Source organism: Pseudomonas sp. B21-028, from assembly GCF_024749045.1.
Lineage (GTDB): Bacteria > Pseudomonadota > Gammaproteobacteria > Pseudomonadales > Pseudomonadaceae > Aquipseudomonas.
Genome location: NZ_CP087184.1, coordinates 1,855,443 through 1,870,264, shown reverse-complemented (window position 1 = coordinate 1,870,264; position 14,822 = coordinate 1,855,443). Strand labels below are relative to the sequence as shown.

The window sequence follows — 14,822 nt, the reverse complement described above, 5'->3', positions numbered from 1 at the left end:
GACTCAAGAGTAAACATTTATGCGTCTACCCAGAATCCGCTGAACTACTCCCTGAAATTTTTTCATGCAACTTTGGCGCGAATCCCAATTATGAAAATCAGAGTAATCATGTATAGGCGCATTCATTAACACTTCAAATTCCGAAGTAGATATTCGCATTTTTTTACAAAAATACTCGATATCATACTGCAGCTCATCAACGGCATACAATGGTTGCGCCAGCCTCTCAAGAGCTTCTTTACGAGTCAGCTGACCAGAGAGGATCATACTGGAATAATGCAACTTTCGCTTATCATAACCAAACTTTTTGGGAAGATAATAATTTTGAAACAGCTTCGTAAAAATAGACTCTCCATGTTTATGGGCATAGGAGCGATAGCCAATCGTCTCCTGCAAATATAATTCCGCCTTAGACTTGTCATAATTCATGTAATTAAGCGGGCGTACAGTCCGCATACCTTTGACGAAGGGATACCAGAGGTAATACTCCAAAAAACTGATAGTTTTGTAATCTTGCAAAGGCCGCTCACCATATTTCTTATGAATTGCCTTGAGATTGATAGCGTCCATCGCACTACCATGCCAGGTATCAGGAAACACTGCTTCAGTCGCGAGGTTCCCACCACTCAAGATATATTTGATATTATTCTGCACGGCAAAATGGTACATACTAGAAAAATATGCGTGATCTTGCGGCACGTCTTGGTTAGCAACGGCGGCCTTCATATAAGACAATTGCAGATCGCGAACGTCTTCCCAGTTCATCACATGGGTATGCAGGTCATACCCGCAATACTTGATAACTTTTTCGATGTTACTGACAGCCAGCTCGCTATTCCAGCCTGCATCCACATGCACCACAAGGGGACGTAACCCGAAGTCCTTAACCCTCAGGGCCAAGTAGGAGCTGTCCACACCGCCGCTAAGACCAATGATGCAGTCGTACTCTTTTCCGGTCCCCTCGTTCTTGATCTGATCGACGATCTTCTGGAGGCGCTGTTCGCCGCTAGCATCAGCGAACAGTTGCTTGGATTGAACATTGTCGAACTTGTGGCAGTGATTGCACACTCCCGCATCGTCGAACACGATTTCAGAGTCGGATGTATCCATGACACAGCGCGAACAGACCTTTACCACTACCCACCTCCAAAACGTCTTCGTCGGCCTGCCTGACTGGGCAACCCAGCAGTAGGCTCGATTTGTATGACAATCAAAGCAGCGAAGAGCCTGTAAAGCCCAAGGGCCTCCAATAGACGCTGCCTTGAGAAATCTCAGTTTTGCTTATCCAGCACTCAACATGTTGATATCTGGATAGCTGATCAGTACGGCGCGATGCTTACCGTGGAAAACAAAAAGGCTGCCTGCCGCCACGGCAGAAATGCCAGTACGGTCAAAAAGCTCGATCAGATCCGCCGTGGAACCTGCACCACCACAAGCGATGACAGGTACGTGCACCTCCGAAACAACGCTTTCTACCAGCGCACCATCAAAGCCCTTTTGTGTGCCGTCACGGTCGACTGAATTCAGGAAGATTTCGCCAATCCCTGCCGCCTCAAGCGCTTGGGCCCATTCGACCGGAGAATGCTTGGTATCTTTCGTACCATTTTCCGAGTATACAGAATACCCGCCCCAGAAGCCCTTCCGGCAATCCATGGCCCCCACGACACTTTGCGACCCGAACTTGTTGGCGATTTGCCGGATCAGCGAAATGTCGGCGAATGCAGCCGTGTTAATGGAAATTTTCTCGATACCGAGGGCAAACACTTTCTCTGCATGCTCCAGAGTTTTGATCCCACCCCCATAGCAAATGGGCATGAAACACTCACCCGCTACCTCGGCGATCAATTCGTAGTTGGGCTCACGGTTGAGTTTCGAAGCTTCAATATCGAGCAACACCAGCTCATCGACTTCCTTCTCGTTGAAGATCCGGATGGCATTAATGGGGTCGCCGATGTACTTCGGTTCTTTGAATTTCACGGTTTTGACCAGGCCGCGATCCTTAAGCAACAAGCAGGGAATTACGCGCTTCCTGACCATCAGACCAACTCCACGAAATTCTTGAATAATTGCATACCAAATTTGTGGCTTTTTTCCGGATGGAATTGGAATCCCAAAATATTGTCCTTGACCACTGCGGCGGTAAACTGTTGGTCGTAGTTAGCGGTCAGCAAAGTGTTCTCCGCATGTCGCGGCAACATGTAATAACTGTGGACAAAATAGAAACGGCTCTGCTGGTTGATACCCGTCAGAATTGGGTGCTGCAACTGAGGAGCAACTTCGTTCCAACCCATGTGCGGCACCTTGCGCCCTTCACGCTTCTCGAAGCGGACAATGTCCATGTCGATCCAGCCAAGGCCAGGCTCGCAGCCCTCCTCAGAGCCATTGCCGAGCATCTGGCTGCCGAGGCATACACCCATTACCGGCTTTTGCTTGCGCAGCACCTGCTCATTCAACACCTCGATCAGGCCGCTTTTGCGCAGTGTCTGCATGCCAGCGTCGAAAGCGCCCACTCCTGGTAGGATGAGTTTGTCCGCCTGTTCGATATCCTCACGGCTGTTCGATGCCTTGGCTTTAGCGCCCACTCGCTTCAGCATGTTCAAGACCGAAGCGATGTTCCCTACACCATAATCAACAACAACGATCACTTGGCATCTCCCTTGGTGCAGTAGAAGGACATCCAGAAATAAATGAAATACATGATTGCATAGCCCATGGAGTAGAACCACAGCACCGAATCCACGGTATCCGGCAGGGTGAAACAGATAAACGTCAAGGCCAACAGGGTCAGTTGCCACACCAGGTCCAGATTCTGCCGCTGCGCGATATAGATCGTGTAGCTTAGGGGGCTGACGACGAACCGCATGTAGAACAGCGGAATCATCACCACCGCATAGCGCCCTGATTCAGCCCAGGCGTCGCCGAATATGAAACCGAACGCCCACTCACCTACGAACCAGAAAGCTACGAAGGGGGGGAGCGCCAGTACTGCGAGTAGCTTGAAGGTCTTGATGAAGATGCCACGGCAGTTTCCCGCTTCTCGATAGTCACGGGCAGCTTGCTCCTTGAAGACATCAAGTACCGAGGCGGCTAGCAGGGAAATAGGAGCGCCCATGATCTTCAGTGTTAAAGCGAACCAGCCCGCACTCTCCCCGCCGAACTTCGCTGCCAACAGCACGATCGGAATCTGGCTGGCGACCGTATTGATCAGATCTGCCGGCAAGGAATACTTGGGGAAGTTTATGTACTTCACCGCGTTTTGCCTCACCGTACGCCAAGGCGTCACGGCACAGGCTACGATCAACGGCTTACCAACCCAGATAGCTGCCAGCGCCGTGGCAACGATGACGCCGAACAATTGACCGTAAATAAGACCCGAGACACCGCCTGATAAATAAGCCGCGGACACTTGGGCGACCGCGATGCAGGCAGCAAGGCTGACGCGCGCGCCCCCCAGCCTGTTGAAGGACTGCTGGAAGGTAAGGAGAGACAAGACCAGTTTGTTTGCGCCTAAGCCCAACGAAACGATTGCCAGGGCCAACCAATAATCTTTCAGTACGGCTGGCAGTGAATCCATAAAAGGCACTGCCAGCACGAGACTGCCAGCTACCAAAATGGAAATTGACAGGACGAGTAGCAATACGAGCTTGATCACGGCATGAAAATCACCTTCCGCTTTAGTGGCGAAAATTGCCAACTCATATCGCCCGGTGACCATCACCGCAAAGATGGTAGCGAACGAAAGCCAGGCACTAAAAGCGCCCATTTCGGCTGGGGAATACAGGCGAACCAGCAGCAGGGTGACGCCGATGGTAATCAGTTGAGCGCCAAGCGTGCCCACCAGTACTCGCGCCACGCGTTTGATGAAGATTGCGCTCATCGCCTCACACTCCAAGATATCTTGAACGGGGAGGAGATAAGCACGGAGAATCGCCGAGCCTGCGAATCCCTCCGCCACACAGCCCCGCAGGCAAACGCCAGAATCAACAGATAGAGCCCGACATTGATAGACTTGTTGGCTGCGCCCATATACTCATGGAGAAAAAATATGTAATGAGTGTTTACCCACAGAGCAACGGCAAAGCGGGAGATAACCAAAACGGTATTCAGCAGGACAGACCTGTCGACCCGAGCGAGTATGCACATCCGTCAGCTCGTCAACGCAGCACAAATGGTATCGATGGAAGACTTGTCCAGATAGGGATGCATAGGCAGACTCATCACGCGAGTGGCAACCTTGTCACCAACTGGCAACGACGATGCTTCGTCCGCCACTGCAGGTTGCTTGTTCAGTGGGATCGGATAATGCACGGTAGTCGGAACGCCGGCGGCCTGCAGTCGTTTCTGCAACGCATCCCGATCGTCCACTTGCACAGTATATTGCGCGTAGGCGCTGATATTGCTTGCATCGATGAAAGGGGTAGTCTCGACGCCCGCCTGTTTGAGGGCCACATCGTACCAACCCGCCACTTGCTGACGCAGCGCAATCTCCTCTTCGAAGATTTCAAGCTTAGGCAGCAGAATAGCTGCTTGCAGGGTATCCAGCCGGCTGTTCACCCCAACCCGGATGTGGTGATAACGGCGATCCTGACCGTGCCGGGCAATCTGGCGAATAACGGTGGCCAACGCTTCATCATTGGTAAAGATCGCGCCACCATCACCATAGCAACCCAACGGCTTACTAGGGAAGAAGCTGGTGCAGGAAACGGTCGTAAGGTTGCACGAGCGCTTGCCTTTGTACGAAGCGCCAAAGCTCTGCGCCGCGTCCTCGATCACCGGAATGCCGTATTTGGCAGCAATAGCGTTGATCGCATCAAAGTCAGCACATTGCCCATACAGCGATACTGGAATAATCGCCTTCGTACGCGGCGTAATCGCCGCTTCGAGCAACTGCGGATCAAGGTTGTAGGTACGTGGGTCGATGTCCACATATACAGGCTTGGCCCCCAGCAGGGCGGCTGTTTCGGCAGTAGCAATGTAGGTGAAGCCCGGAGTGATCACCTCGTCGCCAGGGCCAATGCCCAGGGCCATCTGCACGATCTGCAGAGCGTCGGTGCCGTTGGCGCAACTGATGCAAAACGTGGCGCCGACAAAGGCGGCCAGGCGACCCTCCAGATCCTGCACTTCTGGGCCAAGAATGTACTGGCCGTGGCTCAAGACACGCTGGATGCCGGCGTCTATCTTGTCCTTGATACGTGCTTGCTGGCTTTTCAGGTCAATGAATTCAATCATGCTCAGGCATCCATCTTGTTCAAAAGTTTTCCGTTCAGCACGTAACGCGCCCCCGTATGCGAACAGAAGGCCTCGCCCTGCTCGTTCAACTGCAGTTGCTCGCCAAATTCGCTCATCCAGCCAATCTGCCGTGCAGGTACGCCCACCATCAATGCATAGGCTGGTACATCCTTGTTGATGACAGCGCCAGCACCGACGAAGGCATATTCACCAATGGTGACGCCGCAGACGATGGTGCAATTGGCGCCAAGCGTAGCGCCCTTTTTTACCAGCGTATCGAGGTATTGGTCCTTGCGCTCGATCAGCGAACGAGGGTTATAGACATTGGTGAAGACCATGCTGGGGCCACAGAACACGCCCTCCTCCAGCGTGACATTATCGTAGACTGATACATTGTTCTGGACCTTGCAGCGGTCGCCGATCACAACCTTGTTCCCCACAAACACATTCTGGCCGAGCGAAACGCCGGCACCGATCCGGGCCCCCCCGCAAACATGGACAAAGTGCCAGACACGGGAGTTTTCACCGATCTGCGCGCCCTCATCGACAATCGCGCTTGGGTGCTGATAGTAGTTCATTGCTTCAGACTCACATTGGACTGAGGTTGATCGAAAGCACGCTGCAATTGCTCGGCAGCATAGTGCCCATAACGACTTGCACCTACCTCGTTGAGGTGGTGGCTGTCACGGTAGATGAGCAAGCCTTGCTGATAAGGCGCAGCGGCAAAGAAGCTGCTGTTGGAAAAGTCCAGGAAACGCACGCCAGGCGTCCGGTCGACAATGGCCTGAACTTGCTGGTTGGCAACTTGCCACTCGCGATTGAATCTCAATGGCGCCGACAGGCCAATCTCGGTAAAGCGCCTTACCCGCTGTACGTCTGTTTCAAACATTGGCACCTGGGCAAGTACCACGATGCGTTTATGGGCTCCCGCAGTATTGACGAGAAACTCAGCAAACGCCTTGGCGAATGTTTGGCTCTGCATCTGGTACTGCCACATACCTGCGACGATTACCCGCTCCACCTTTGGCAACTCACGGGCGACGGCCTCGATCTGCGCGCGACAAGGTTTTTGCGCCCAGGCTGGCAGGCGTTCAAAGTCGAAGCCGGGGATAGGCACGCAACTGCTGGCAGTGATCACGCGGTAAGCAACACCCTGCTCTTCCCCCACCCGGTCGAAGAAGTAGTTCAACTGGGCAGCATGACTATCGCCAATTACCAGGACGGACACTTCGGCATCTGCCTTGCCTCGCTTGCACGCGCCCACCTGGGTGCCATGGCAAATCAGTTCTGGAGCAGCATAACGGGTGAGCTCCACAGGCAGAGGAGCGACCAGCGAGGCGTTCACACGTTGCCCGCCCCACACCACCAGCACGACCACTGCACCGGCTACAGCCCACTTGGGCACCTGGCGCATCATGCCAGAAGCGTTTCTGGCGGGTGTTTCGACCAAGCGATAGGAAAGCCATGCCAGCAGTACAGAGCTGACCACGAAAGCCGGCAACCAAGCGGCCGTTAGCTCGTACTGCCCTGTGTAGTAGCGAATGAACGCCAGCACCGGCCAATGCCACAGATATAACGAATAGGAAATGCCGCCGAGCCAGACCATCGGTCGAGTGGCCAGCAATGCGTTGACCAAACCACGCCGGGCGGAGATGAGTAGCCCTGCCCCGATACAAGGCAGGATGGACCAGAAGCCTGGGAAGTGTTGCTTATCGATAGCCAGCACCGCCCAAGCAAGCAGGGTTGCTCCCAGCCCACCGAATACGCTTGCAAGTAATACGGGTAGCTCGCGCTGGCGCATCAGCAAGGCAACGATGGCACCGACCATGAACTCGGGAATCCGTGCCGACAGGGCAAAGTACAACCCATCTTGCGATTCACCCAATACACGGTAGCCGCTCCAGACAAATAGGCTGGCGGCTAGTAAGGCAAATGCCATGAGACGCCATTGCTTCGGCAAGCAAATGACCATCACCGGGAAGAACAGGTAGAACTGCATCTCGATGGCCAAGGACCAGGTATGCAAAAGCGGCAACTCATCGGCCCGCGGCGCGAAATAACTGCCGAAGTCAGCGAAGTACTGGTTGCTGGTAAACAGCGCCGAGGACTTCAGGCTGGCGAGAAAGAATGCGAAGTCATCAGGCAGAAACAAAATCGCGGATAGCGTGCACACCACCACCAACATGACGAAATACGCCGGTAGAATGCGTTTGATACGGCTGGCATAGAATGAAACGAGATCGACCTTATCGCTTCGCTCGGTCAACAATGCCGTTATGATGAAGCCAGAGATGACAAAAAAAATGTCGACGCCAACATAGCCGGCTTTCAGCCAATCACTATTGGTGTGATAAAGCATGACCGCCAAAACCGCGACTGCACGCAAACCCTGAATATCGAAACGAATACTGCGCGCGTGGCGCATCGCACCCGCTTCGTTTGGCTTGTTGAAATTATCGTTCGACACCCTGGCTCGAGATCCTGCTTGGGAAATATGAAAACAGGTGGCGCAAGGCCACCCGTGCTACCTCGTTCTGTCAGCGAGAAAGAGCCTGGACGAACGGATGCGCTTCGCTGTCCACTGCCGCGACGACGGCCGCACTGCGAATGGTATTGACCGTCTCTACGCAGTGGCGAGCATCCTCGATGCCATAGCCACGACCAGCCAGGATTTCCTCATAGCTGGTGGTGTGCAGGTCAGTGAACCCCTCGGAGAACTCCATTTCCTCGCCGTTGACGGTAATCGAACGGTAAGTCGGCTTTTTGCCCTTCACCGATTCCGGCAGGTCGTTGGCGTCGACCGACAGGAACCAGCGTACGCGTGCTTTTTCGTACTCCAGATAACCTGCTGCCTTGTGTTCGGAAGTGAAGTGCACGACGTTACGCTGCAGCTTGCCGAAAATGAAATGCAGCATGTCGTAGAAGTGCACGCCGATGTTGGTGGCTACGCCGAACGATTTGCGCGGGTCCCCTTTCCAACTTTGCAGGTACCACTTGCCGCGGGAAGTGATGTAAGTCAAGTCGACTTCATACTTGTGCGGGTTGTTCTCGCGGGCAACCTTGTCCTTCAGGGCAATGATTGCCTGATGATGGCGCAGTTGCAGAATGTTGAACAGCCGCTTGCCGGTTTCCTGCTCGATCAGGGCCAATTGGTCCAGTTGCTGCGGGGACGGTACCAGCGGCTTTTCGCAGATCACGTCACAGCCCAGGCGCAGGCCGGCGGCAATATGCGGGTGATGCAGGTAATTGGGCGAGCAGATCGAAACGTAGTCCAAGGCGGTCGCCGGATCGCGCTTGAGGCAGTGGGCGTGATCAAGAAAGAACTCGAACTCGGTGAAGAATTCGCTTTGCGGCGAAATGCTGTCGATGATGCCTACCGAGTCATTGATATCATAGGCTGAAACCAAAGTATTATCAGTATCCTTGATAGCACGCATATGACGTGGCGCAATATAACCAGCAGCGCCGATTAGAGCAAAACGTTTCATCTAAAACTCTCCTGTCATCAGGCTTTGATAATATTCGATTGAGGGGCGCGGTATTTACCACGACTATCGATTATCAACTGAGCGTGCTGACCAATAAGCTCATAATCGAATTTATCGTGATCTGTAGCCAAGATGACAGCATCATAAGCCCTTAGAACTTCAGCGGTCAGAGGCTCACTAGAAAGATCAAAATGGTGTTCGCGCATTTTCGGAAATTTCAAAACATGCGGATCACTATAGCCGACAATACCTCCCTTGGCCTCGATCAGTTCCATAATTTCAACGGATGGAGACTCACGCATATCATCCACATTTTTCTTATAAGCGATACCAAGCACTAGAACTCTACTGCCTTTTAGAGGCTTGGCACGCTCATTCAAACCATCCATCAATTTGCTTAGAACGTATTCCGGCATCGCTTGATTAACCTCACCCGAAAGCTCGATGAAGCGCGTGTGCAAACCATACTCACGAGCCTTCCAAGTCAGGTAAAACGGATCAATTGGGATGCAATGGCCGCCGAGACCTGGGCCTGGATAATAGGCGGTAAAGCCAAATGGCTTGGTTGCAGCTGCATCGACCACTTCGAAAATATCGATACCCATGCGGTCCGCGACCACCTTCATCTCATTCACCAAGCCAATGTTGACTGCACGGTGAATATTTTCCAGGAGCTTGGTCATCTCGGCGGCTTTGGTCGAGCTTACCTGCACGACTTGGTCGATTGCATGTTCATAAAGAGCAACACCTACCTCAAGACATTGGGGCGTGTGGCCACCAATGACCTTCGGAATTGTACGGGTCTCAAAGTTTGGATTCCCCGGATCTTCGCGCTCCGGGGAATAAACCAGAAAAATCTCCTCTCCTACGCGCAACCCCTTCTCTTGTACACGTGGTAACAGCTCTTCTTCTGTCGTGCCTGGATAAGTAGTACTTTCAAGAGAAACGACCTGCCCCGCCCTTAGGTATGGCTTGATTGCATCAGTGGTATTTATCACGAAACTCATATCCGGCTCGCGATACTTGTTTAACGGTGTAGGCACACAGAGAATGAGCGCATCACACTCAGACACACGAGTGAAATCAATCGTCGCCTCAAATCCACTTTGGCGAGCGACCTCAATTTTTTCGCTTGGAATGTGTTCAATGTAGCTTTTACTTGAGTTCAATAAATTGACTTTTGAACTGTCGATGTCGAGCCCAATCACTTTAAATCCAATAGCATTGTAACGTAGCATCAAAGGCAGGCCGACGTATCCAAGACCGACGATACCGATAACGGCCTTTTTTTCTTTGAATTTGGCGACGCTCGCCTGCTTTATGCTCGACATCCAACTCTCCATTTAACTTATCAAAATCACTAATTGTTAGAGGCCTGATCCAGGCTTAGCCGTTATCGGCCGTCAAAGCCTATCCCAACCCATGGAACGGGCGCTGAACGCTGTCACCTCATTTCTTCCTATTGCTACCAGATCTCGCAAATGGTAGAGGCGCCCCAGCAGGTACAGTTACTTGAGCTCAACGCTCATCTCAGCGCAGCAATGGCTTGTCACCGACACCACTAGCACATGATCATCACCACCACAGATCGCCATTATGCCCGTTACGTAATAAAATGGCTTTCTGGATTGCACATTTGCGAGCGCCTAACCCCCTTTCACTGGGTTTTTTCATTAGTCAACCCAACGCGCGCCACCATTATGATATCATCATCAAGCCCCCCGTTGCGCCTTCAGCAAGTCCTTGCACCGCCCTGACGCTTGAATGAGACATCCATCAATCTTACTGACAGCCTGAAAACCTACGCGGAACACCATGCTCCTTTCTACCGATAGGTTTATTCTCCCATCAACAAAAAGCCCACCCTTACAAAGATACCTTTATAAAGACGGGCTCAAGAAGCGTGTTCGGTGACGAACTGTTACCAAGGAATATCTAATCGTTACTGATCATCCCAGCCTAACGGTCTGCTGTTGCTCCTTATTTCGAATAACAACAATTCGGATCAAGGCTATGAAACCGCCCAACAGACCACCCACAATGATGCCCAGAAACAAAATCAAGCTTTTTCTTGGTTTAATCGGACTCTCTGGCACCTCAACACTACCATCCTGCCGATAAACCGAAAGACGCTCAGGATCAATATTCAACTTACGATAAAAGTTATAGCGCATTTGCAGTGATCGCAGATCTGATATAAATGCATCATCAGAAGTCCTCGACTCCAGCGCATTGACTTCCGCCGTCAGTGCCTTGCTGCCTCGCTGATAATCCATCTTGCTACCTGTATCTACGGTAATATCGACTGCAGCAGAAGAGTTTATGGTCGGAGTTGTCAAACCAATCGCTTCGGCAATCTTTAGTGCCTCACGCAGTTGCTGAATCCGATCCTCACGCAGCCGCTGCGCGGTTTCACGCAAGCTAACGATCCGCTGCTCGATATTGCGCGCTCTTACCGAAGCCTCCGTTCTAACGTTCTTGATAAGCTCCGACTCGGCGGCCTCACTAGCGCGCTCGACATAGGCCTTAGCCCATTCTGTCGCCCGGACAGGATCGCCGCCTTGAACGGTTACCGAGAAGCGATCAGGAGTATCCTTACCCGGCCCCTTGACCACCAGCTCTCGAGAGAAACGCTCATATACACGATCAAGCGCTCCCTTTCGCCGGGACTCATCAAGAGAAGGAAGATAAATTTCATTGAAGAATTTTTGGCGAATAGACTCCGCCTGAAGATTCCGAGCAAACACATCATAGACATATTTAATGGAATAGGTATCGAGATCAGTACTCTTGCCACGCCCATAATTCAACTCAGCAATTCCATTCTGAGTAGGCGGCATAATGAAAAGCTTTGCTTCGTAAACTGGCTTACTAAAAAATGCGTAAGCGGCGGCGCCAATAGTAACCAACAGCGTCACACCCAAGATCAACCACTTCTGAGCCCAAAGCCCGCGCACAAGCTCTATCAGATCTATCTCATCAGAGCCACGCACTTCACCACGGTCATTTTGCATGCAGGGCCTCGCCTCCTATGTCTGACATCACGCTTGCGAACAAACTGAACGCACGAAGAGACAGGACAGCAGGCAAAGTCCCGATAAGCAGCAGAGCAAACTGAATTAAATTAAGCACAAACAAGAACACCCGTAGTCATAAAAATTATTGGCAGCGATCCTTACTCCAAGACTACCAGGCTCCCACACTCCATTATTTCAGCCGTCGCCGCCCCCCAACGAACCACGTTAGCAACGGACCGAATACCATACCCATCAGCAGCGCCAGCAGCACGAAAACCGAAACTGGAAGCTGCGGAGCCGACCAGCCGAAAAACAGCAGACTAACAGGCTGATTATTTTCGAGCACGAAAAGGACAATGACCGCAGCCACAAGCAGTGTTACTGCGACAAGCGCCAGACGCTTAAAGTTCCCCATGAACACCTCTTTATTTTTGATGCGCTGTCAAAACTCGTCCCCCTCCTCCTCATTCACGCGATCCCTGAGCTCCTTGCCCGGCTTGAAATGAGGTACGAATTTGCCGTCAAGGCTCACGGACTGACCGGTCTTAGGATTACGCCCGACCCGCGGAGCACGATAATGCAGGGAAAAACTGCCGAAGCCACGGATCTCGATACGATCTCCGGTCGCCAGGCATTGGGACATTTGTTCGAGCATGGTCTTGATAGCCAGCTCCACATCCTTGGATGAGAGTAGCCCTTGATGGGTGACAATACGTTCGATCAACTCCGACTTCGTCATATTTTTCCCTTCTTTTTCAAGCAGCTAGGAAAATCGCTTGAAAAGGTTTTAGCATGGTCGAAGGGATTTGAACAGCCCAAGTATTGACATTCTTCTTCATTCCCCTGTTGCTCTTCCCGCACAGATGGCGGGACCTTCCTCAGGCTATCGACACATGACCAACATCGTCCGCGTCAGATAACCCGCAGGATTGAAACCAAAGGGATACGAGTCCTCATCTTTCGCGTCGTCGGATCGGGTAATCACTTTATAACCCGCGCCCTTGCACTCCCTGGCAGCCCGCTTATGACACTTATCCCAACCGGAGCCCAACCCTGAGCAGTCGATCTCAATGCCACTGACACCGCGTACTGCGTGGGTCTTGGCACTTGTGGAGCAACCTGCCAGCGTCAATACCACCAACACAAGAAAGAGTCTGTTCATTCAAGTCCTATAGGCAAGAGGCCATCCAGTTCCAAAACAACCCCTGATTGCTATATAGATAATTGATCCACTTAACAAAAGAGACCGCTCTATCAAGGAATTGGTTTCGTCATGCCCCCCTTGGCGAGTCATGCCCAGGCGGAACGTAGAAATGAATGGAATCGCAGGCACAAAAAAGGGCGACCGAAGTCGCCCTTTTTTTACAGAAAATCAGAACTTAGTTCTGTTTTTCCGCTTGTGCAGCACGCAGCAGGTCACCCAGGGTGGTGGCTACTGGAGCATCCGAGGCAACTGGCTTGTCGCGCAGGCTCTGGATGGCTTCTTTCTCGTCTTCAACGTCTTTCGACTTGATCGAGAGCTGGATTACACGGCTCTTGCGATCAACGCTGATGATCTTGGCTTCTACTTCTTCGCCTTCTTTCAGAACGTTACGTGCGTCTTCAACGCGGTCACGGCTGATTTCGGAGGCTTTCAGAGTCGCTTCGATATCGTCGGCCAGGGTGATGATGGCGCCTTTGGCGTCAACTTCTTTCACGATGCCCTTAACGATTGCGCCTTTGTCGTTCTCTTGGACGTACTCGGAGAACGGATCGCTTTCCAGCTGCTTGATACCCAGGGAGATGCGCTCGCGCTCTGGGTCAACCGACAGGATAACGGTGTCCAGCTCGTCGCCCTTCTTGAAGCGGCGTACGGCTTCTTCGCCCACTTCGTTCCAGGAGATGTCGGACAGGTGAACCAGGCCGTCGATGCCGCCGTCCAGACCAATGAAGATACCGAAATCGGTGATCGACTTGATGGTGCCGGAGATCTTGTCGCCCTTGTTGAACTGGCCAGAGAAGTCTTCCCATGGGTTGGACTTGCACTGCTTGATACCCAGGGAGATACGACGACGCTCTTCGTCGATGTCCAGAACCATGACTTCCACTTCGTCGCCGACTTGTACGACTTTCGAAGGGTGGATGTTCTTGTTGGTCCAGTCCATTTCCGAAACGTGTACCAGGCCTTCAACGCCTTCTTCCAGCTCAGCGAAGCAGCCGTAGTCGGTGAGGTTGGTAACACGAGCGGTGACGCGGGTGCTTTCTGGGTAACGGGCTTTGATAGCGACCCATGGATCTTCACCCAGTTGCTTCAGGCCCAGGGAAACACGATTGCGCTCGCGATCGTACTTCAGAACCTTGACATCGATCTCGTCGCCAACGTTGACGATTTCCGAAGGATGCTTGATACGCTTCCAGGCCATGTCGGTGATGTGCAGCAAGCCATCGACGCCACCCAGATCGACGAATGCGCCGTAATCGGTGAGGTTCTTGACGATACCCTTGACCTGTTGGCCTTCCTGCAGCGATTCCAGCAGAGCTTCGCGCTCGGCGGAGTTTTCGGCTTCCAGGACACTGCGACGGGAAACGACAACGTTGTTGCGCTTCTGGTCCAGCTTGATGACCTTGAATTCCAGCTCTTTGCCTTCCAGGTGCGTGGTATCGCGCACTGGACGGACGTCAACCAGGGAACCTGGCAGGAACGCACGGATGCCGTTAACGTCGACAGTGAAGCCGCCTTTAACCTTACCGTTGATAACGCCCTTGACCACTTCCTCAGCTGCGAAAGCCGCTTCCAGAACGATCCAGCATTCAGCGCGCTTGGCTTTTTCACGGGACAGCTTGGTTTCACCAAAGCCATCTTCAACCGAGTCCAGAGCAACGTGAACTTCGTCACCGACGTTGATGTTCAGCTCGCCAGCATCGTTGTAGAACTGCTCAAGCGGGATGAGTGCTTCAGACTTCAGACCAGCGTGAACGGTTACCCAGCGAGCTTGGTAATCGATATCAACGATAACACCGGTGATGATGGAGCCTGCCTGAAGGTTCAGGGTTTTCAGGCTTTCTTCAAAGAGTTCCGCAAAGCTTTCGCTCATTTTAATTCCTGTTG

General features: G+C 52.4%; 14 protein-coding genes. All 14 read right to left on the bottom strand.

Annotated features, from left to right (window positions below; all coding sequences use genetic code 11):
* Positions 1-3 precede the first annotated feature (3 nt).
* The 14 genes from LOY35_RS08515 to rpsA all read right to left on the bottom strand — a co-directional run bounded on the left by LOY35_RS08515 (position 4) and on the right by rpsA (position 14,808).
* Positions 4-1,137, bottom strand: coding sequence for an N-acetyl sugar amidotransferase (locus LOY35_RS08515; RefSeq protein WP_258631928.1), 1,134 nt, complete (start codon positions 1,135-1,137; stop codon positions 4-6).
* Positions 1,138-1,281: 144 nt separating this feature from the next.
* Positions 1,282-2,037 (bottom strand): AglZ/HisF2 family acetamidino modification protein, encoded by a 756-nt coding sequence (locus LOY35_RS08510; RefSeq protein ID WP_258631927.1) that lies wholly within the window; start codon positions 2,035-2,037, stop codon positions 1,282-1,284.
* Entirely contained in the window at positions 2,037-2,645 is a 609-nt protein-coding gene (gene hisH, locus LOY35_RS08505) for an imidazole glycerol phosphate synthase subunit HisH (RefSeq protein ID WP_258631926.1), read from the bottom strand. Before hisH ends, LOY35_RS08510 begins: the two co-directional genes overlap by 1 nt.
* Positions 2,642-3,877, bottom strand: a complete 1,236-nt coding sequence (locus tag LOY35_RS08500; RefSeq protein ID WP_258631925.1) for a lipopolysaccharide biosynthesis protein — start codon at positions 3,875-3,877, stop codon at positions 2,642-2,644. The genes hisH and LOY35_RS08500 overlap by 4 nt, the downstream gene beginning before the upstream one ends.
* Positions 3,878-4,146: 269 nt before the next feature.
* Positions 4,147-5,229: a DegT/DnrJ/EryC1/StrS aminotransferase family protein gene (locus tag LOY35_RS08495; RefSeq protein WP_258631924.1), complete on the bottom strand. Its 1,083-nt coding sequence runs from the start codon at positions 5,227-5,229 to the stop codon at positions 4,147-4,149.
* 2 nt (positions 5,230-5,231) lie between these two features.
* Positions 5,232-5,807 carry a UDP-2-acetamido-3-amino-2,3-dideoxy-D-glucuronate N-acetyltransferase gene (gene wbpD / locus LOY35_RS08490; RefSeq protein WP_258631923.1) on the bottom strand — a complete coding sequence of 192 codons (576 nt, stop codon included), beginning with the start codon at positions 5,805-5,807 and terminating at the stop codon, positions 5,232-5,234.
* On the bottom strand, positions 5,804-7,654 hold the full coding sequence (locus LOY35_RS08485) for an acyltransferase family protein (protein WP_258633518.1): 1,851 nt from the start codon (positions 7,652-7,654) through the stop codon (positions 5,804-5,806). Before LOY35_RS08485 ends, wbpD begins: the two co-directional genes overlap by 4 nt.
* Before the next feature lie 112 nt (positions 7,655-7,766).
* On the bottom strand, positions 7,767-8,717 hold the full coding sequence (wbpB, locus tag LOY35_RS08480; RefSeq protein WP_258631922.1) for a UDP-N-acetyl-2-amino-2-deoxy-D-glucuronate oxidase: 951 nt from the start codon (positions 8,715-8,717) through the stop codon (positions 7,767-7,769).
* 17 nt (positions 8,718-8,734) lie between these two features.
* Positions 8,735-10,048, bottom strand: a complete 1,314-nt coding sequence (wbpA, locus tag LOY35_RS08475) for a UDP-N-acetyl-D-glucosamine 6-dehydrogenase (RefSeq protein WP_258631921.1) — start codon at positions 10,046-10,048, stop codon at positions 8,735-8,737.
* Positions 10,049-10,666: 618 nt separating this feature from the next.
* On the bottom strand, positions 10,667-11,731 hold the full coding sequence (locus tag LOY35_RS08470; RefSeq protein ID WP_258631920.1) for an LPS O-antigen chain length determinant protein WzzB: 1,065 nt from the start codon (positions 11,729-11,731) through the stop codon (positions 10,667-10,669).
* 193 nt (positions 11,732-11,924) lie between these two features.
* Positions 11,925-12,149: a LapA family protein gene (locus LOY35_RS08465; protein WP_258631919.1), complete on the bottom strand. Its 225-nt coding sequence runs from the start codon at positions 12,147-12,149 to the stop codon at positions 11,925-11,927.
* Between the two features lie 27 nt (positions 12,150-12,176).
* Positions 12,177-12,473, bottom strand: coding sequence for an integration host factor subunit beta (gene ihfB / locus LOY35_RS08460; RefSeq protein WP_003183877.1), 297 nt, complete (start codon positions 12,471-12,473; stop codon positions 12,177-12,179).
* A 144-nt stretch (positions 12,474-12,617) separates the two neighbouring features.
* Positions 12,618-12,896: a hypothetical protein gene (locus tag LOY35_RS08455; RefSeq protein ID WP_258631918.1), complete on the bottom strand. Its 279-nt coding sequence runs from the start codon at positions 12,894-12,896 to the stop codon at positions 12,618-12,620.
* A gap of 217 nt (positions 12,897-13,113) precedes the next feature.
* Entirely contained in the window at positions 13,114-14,808 is a 1,695-nt protein-coding gene (rpsA, locus tag LOY35_RS08450; protein ID WP_024778729.1) for a 30S ribosomal protein S1, read from the bottom strand.
* Positions 14,809-14,822 lie beyond the last annotated feature (14 nt).

Excerpts from the sequence above, each read along its gene's own strand:
- LOY35_RS08510 (WP_258631927.1), bottom strand. The coding sequence starts at position 2,037 with ATGGTCAGGAAGCGCGTAATTCCCTGCTTGTTGCTTAAGGATCGCGGC.
- LOY35_RS08500 (WP_258631925.1), bottom strand. The coding sequence starts at position 3,877 with ATGAGCGCAATCTTCATCAAACGCGTGGCGCGAGTACTGGTGGGCACG.
- LOY35_RS08495 (WP_258631924.1), bottom strand. The coding sequence starts at position 5,229 with ATGATTGAATTCATTGACCTGAAAAGCCAGCAAGCACGTATCAAGGAC.
- wbpD (WP_258631923.1), bottom strand. The coding sequence starts at position 5,807 with ATGAACTACTATCAGCACCCAAGCGCGATTGTCGATGAGGGCGCGCAG.
- LOY35_RS08485 (WP_258633518.1), bottom strand. The coding sequence starts at position 7,654 with ATGCGCCACGCGCGCAGTATTCGTTTCGATATTCAGGGTTTGCGTGCA.
- wbpB (WP_258631922.1), bottom strand. The coding sequence starts at position 8,717 with ATGAAACGTTTTGCTCTAATCGGCGCTGCTGGTTATATTGCGCCACGT.
- wbpA (WP_258631921.1), bottom strand. The coding sequence starts at position 10,048 with ATGTCGAGCATAAAGCAGGCGAGCGTCGCCAAATTCAAAGAAAAAAAG.
- LOY35_RS08470 (WP_258631920.1), bottom strand. The coding sequence starts at position 11,731 with ATGCAAAATGACCGTGGTGAAGTGCGTGGCTCTGATGAGATAGATCTG.
- LOY35_RS08465 (WP_258631919.1), bottom strand. The coding sequence starts at position 12,149 with ATGGGGAACTTTAAGCGTCTGGCGCTTGTCGCAGTAACACTGCTTGTG.
- ihfB (WP_003183877.1), bottom strand. The coding sequence starts at position 12,473 with ATGACGAAGTCGGAGTTGATCGAACGTATTGTCACCCATCAAGGGCTA.
- LOY35_RS08455 (WP_258631918.1), bottom strand. The coding sequence starts at position 12,896 with ATGAACAGACTCTTTCTTGTGTTGGTGGTATTGACGCTGGCAGGTTGC.
- rpsA (WP_024778729.1), bottom strand. The coding sequence starts at position 14,808 with ATGAGCGAAAGCTTTGCGGAACTCTTTGAAGAAAGCCTGAAAACCCTG.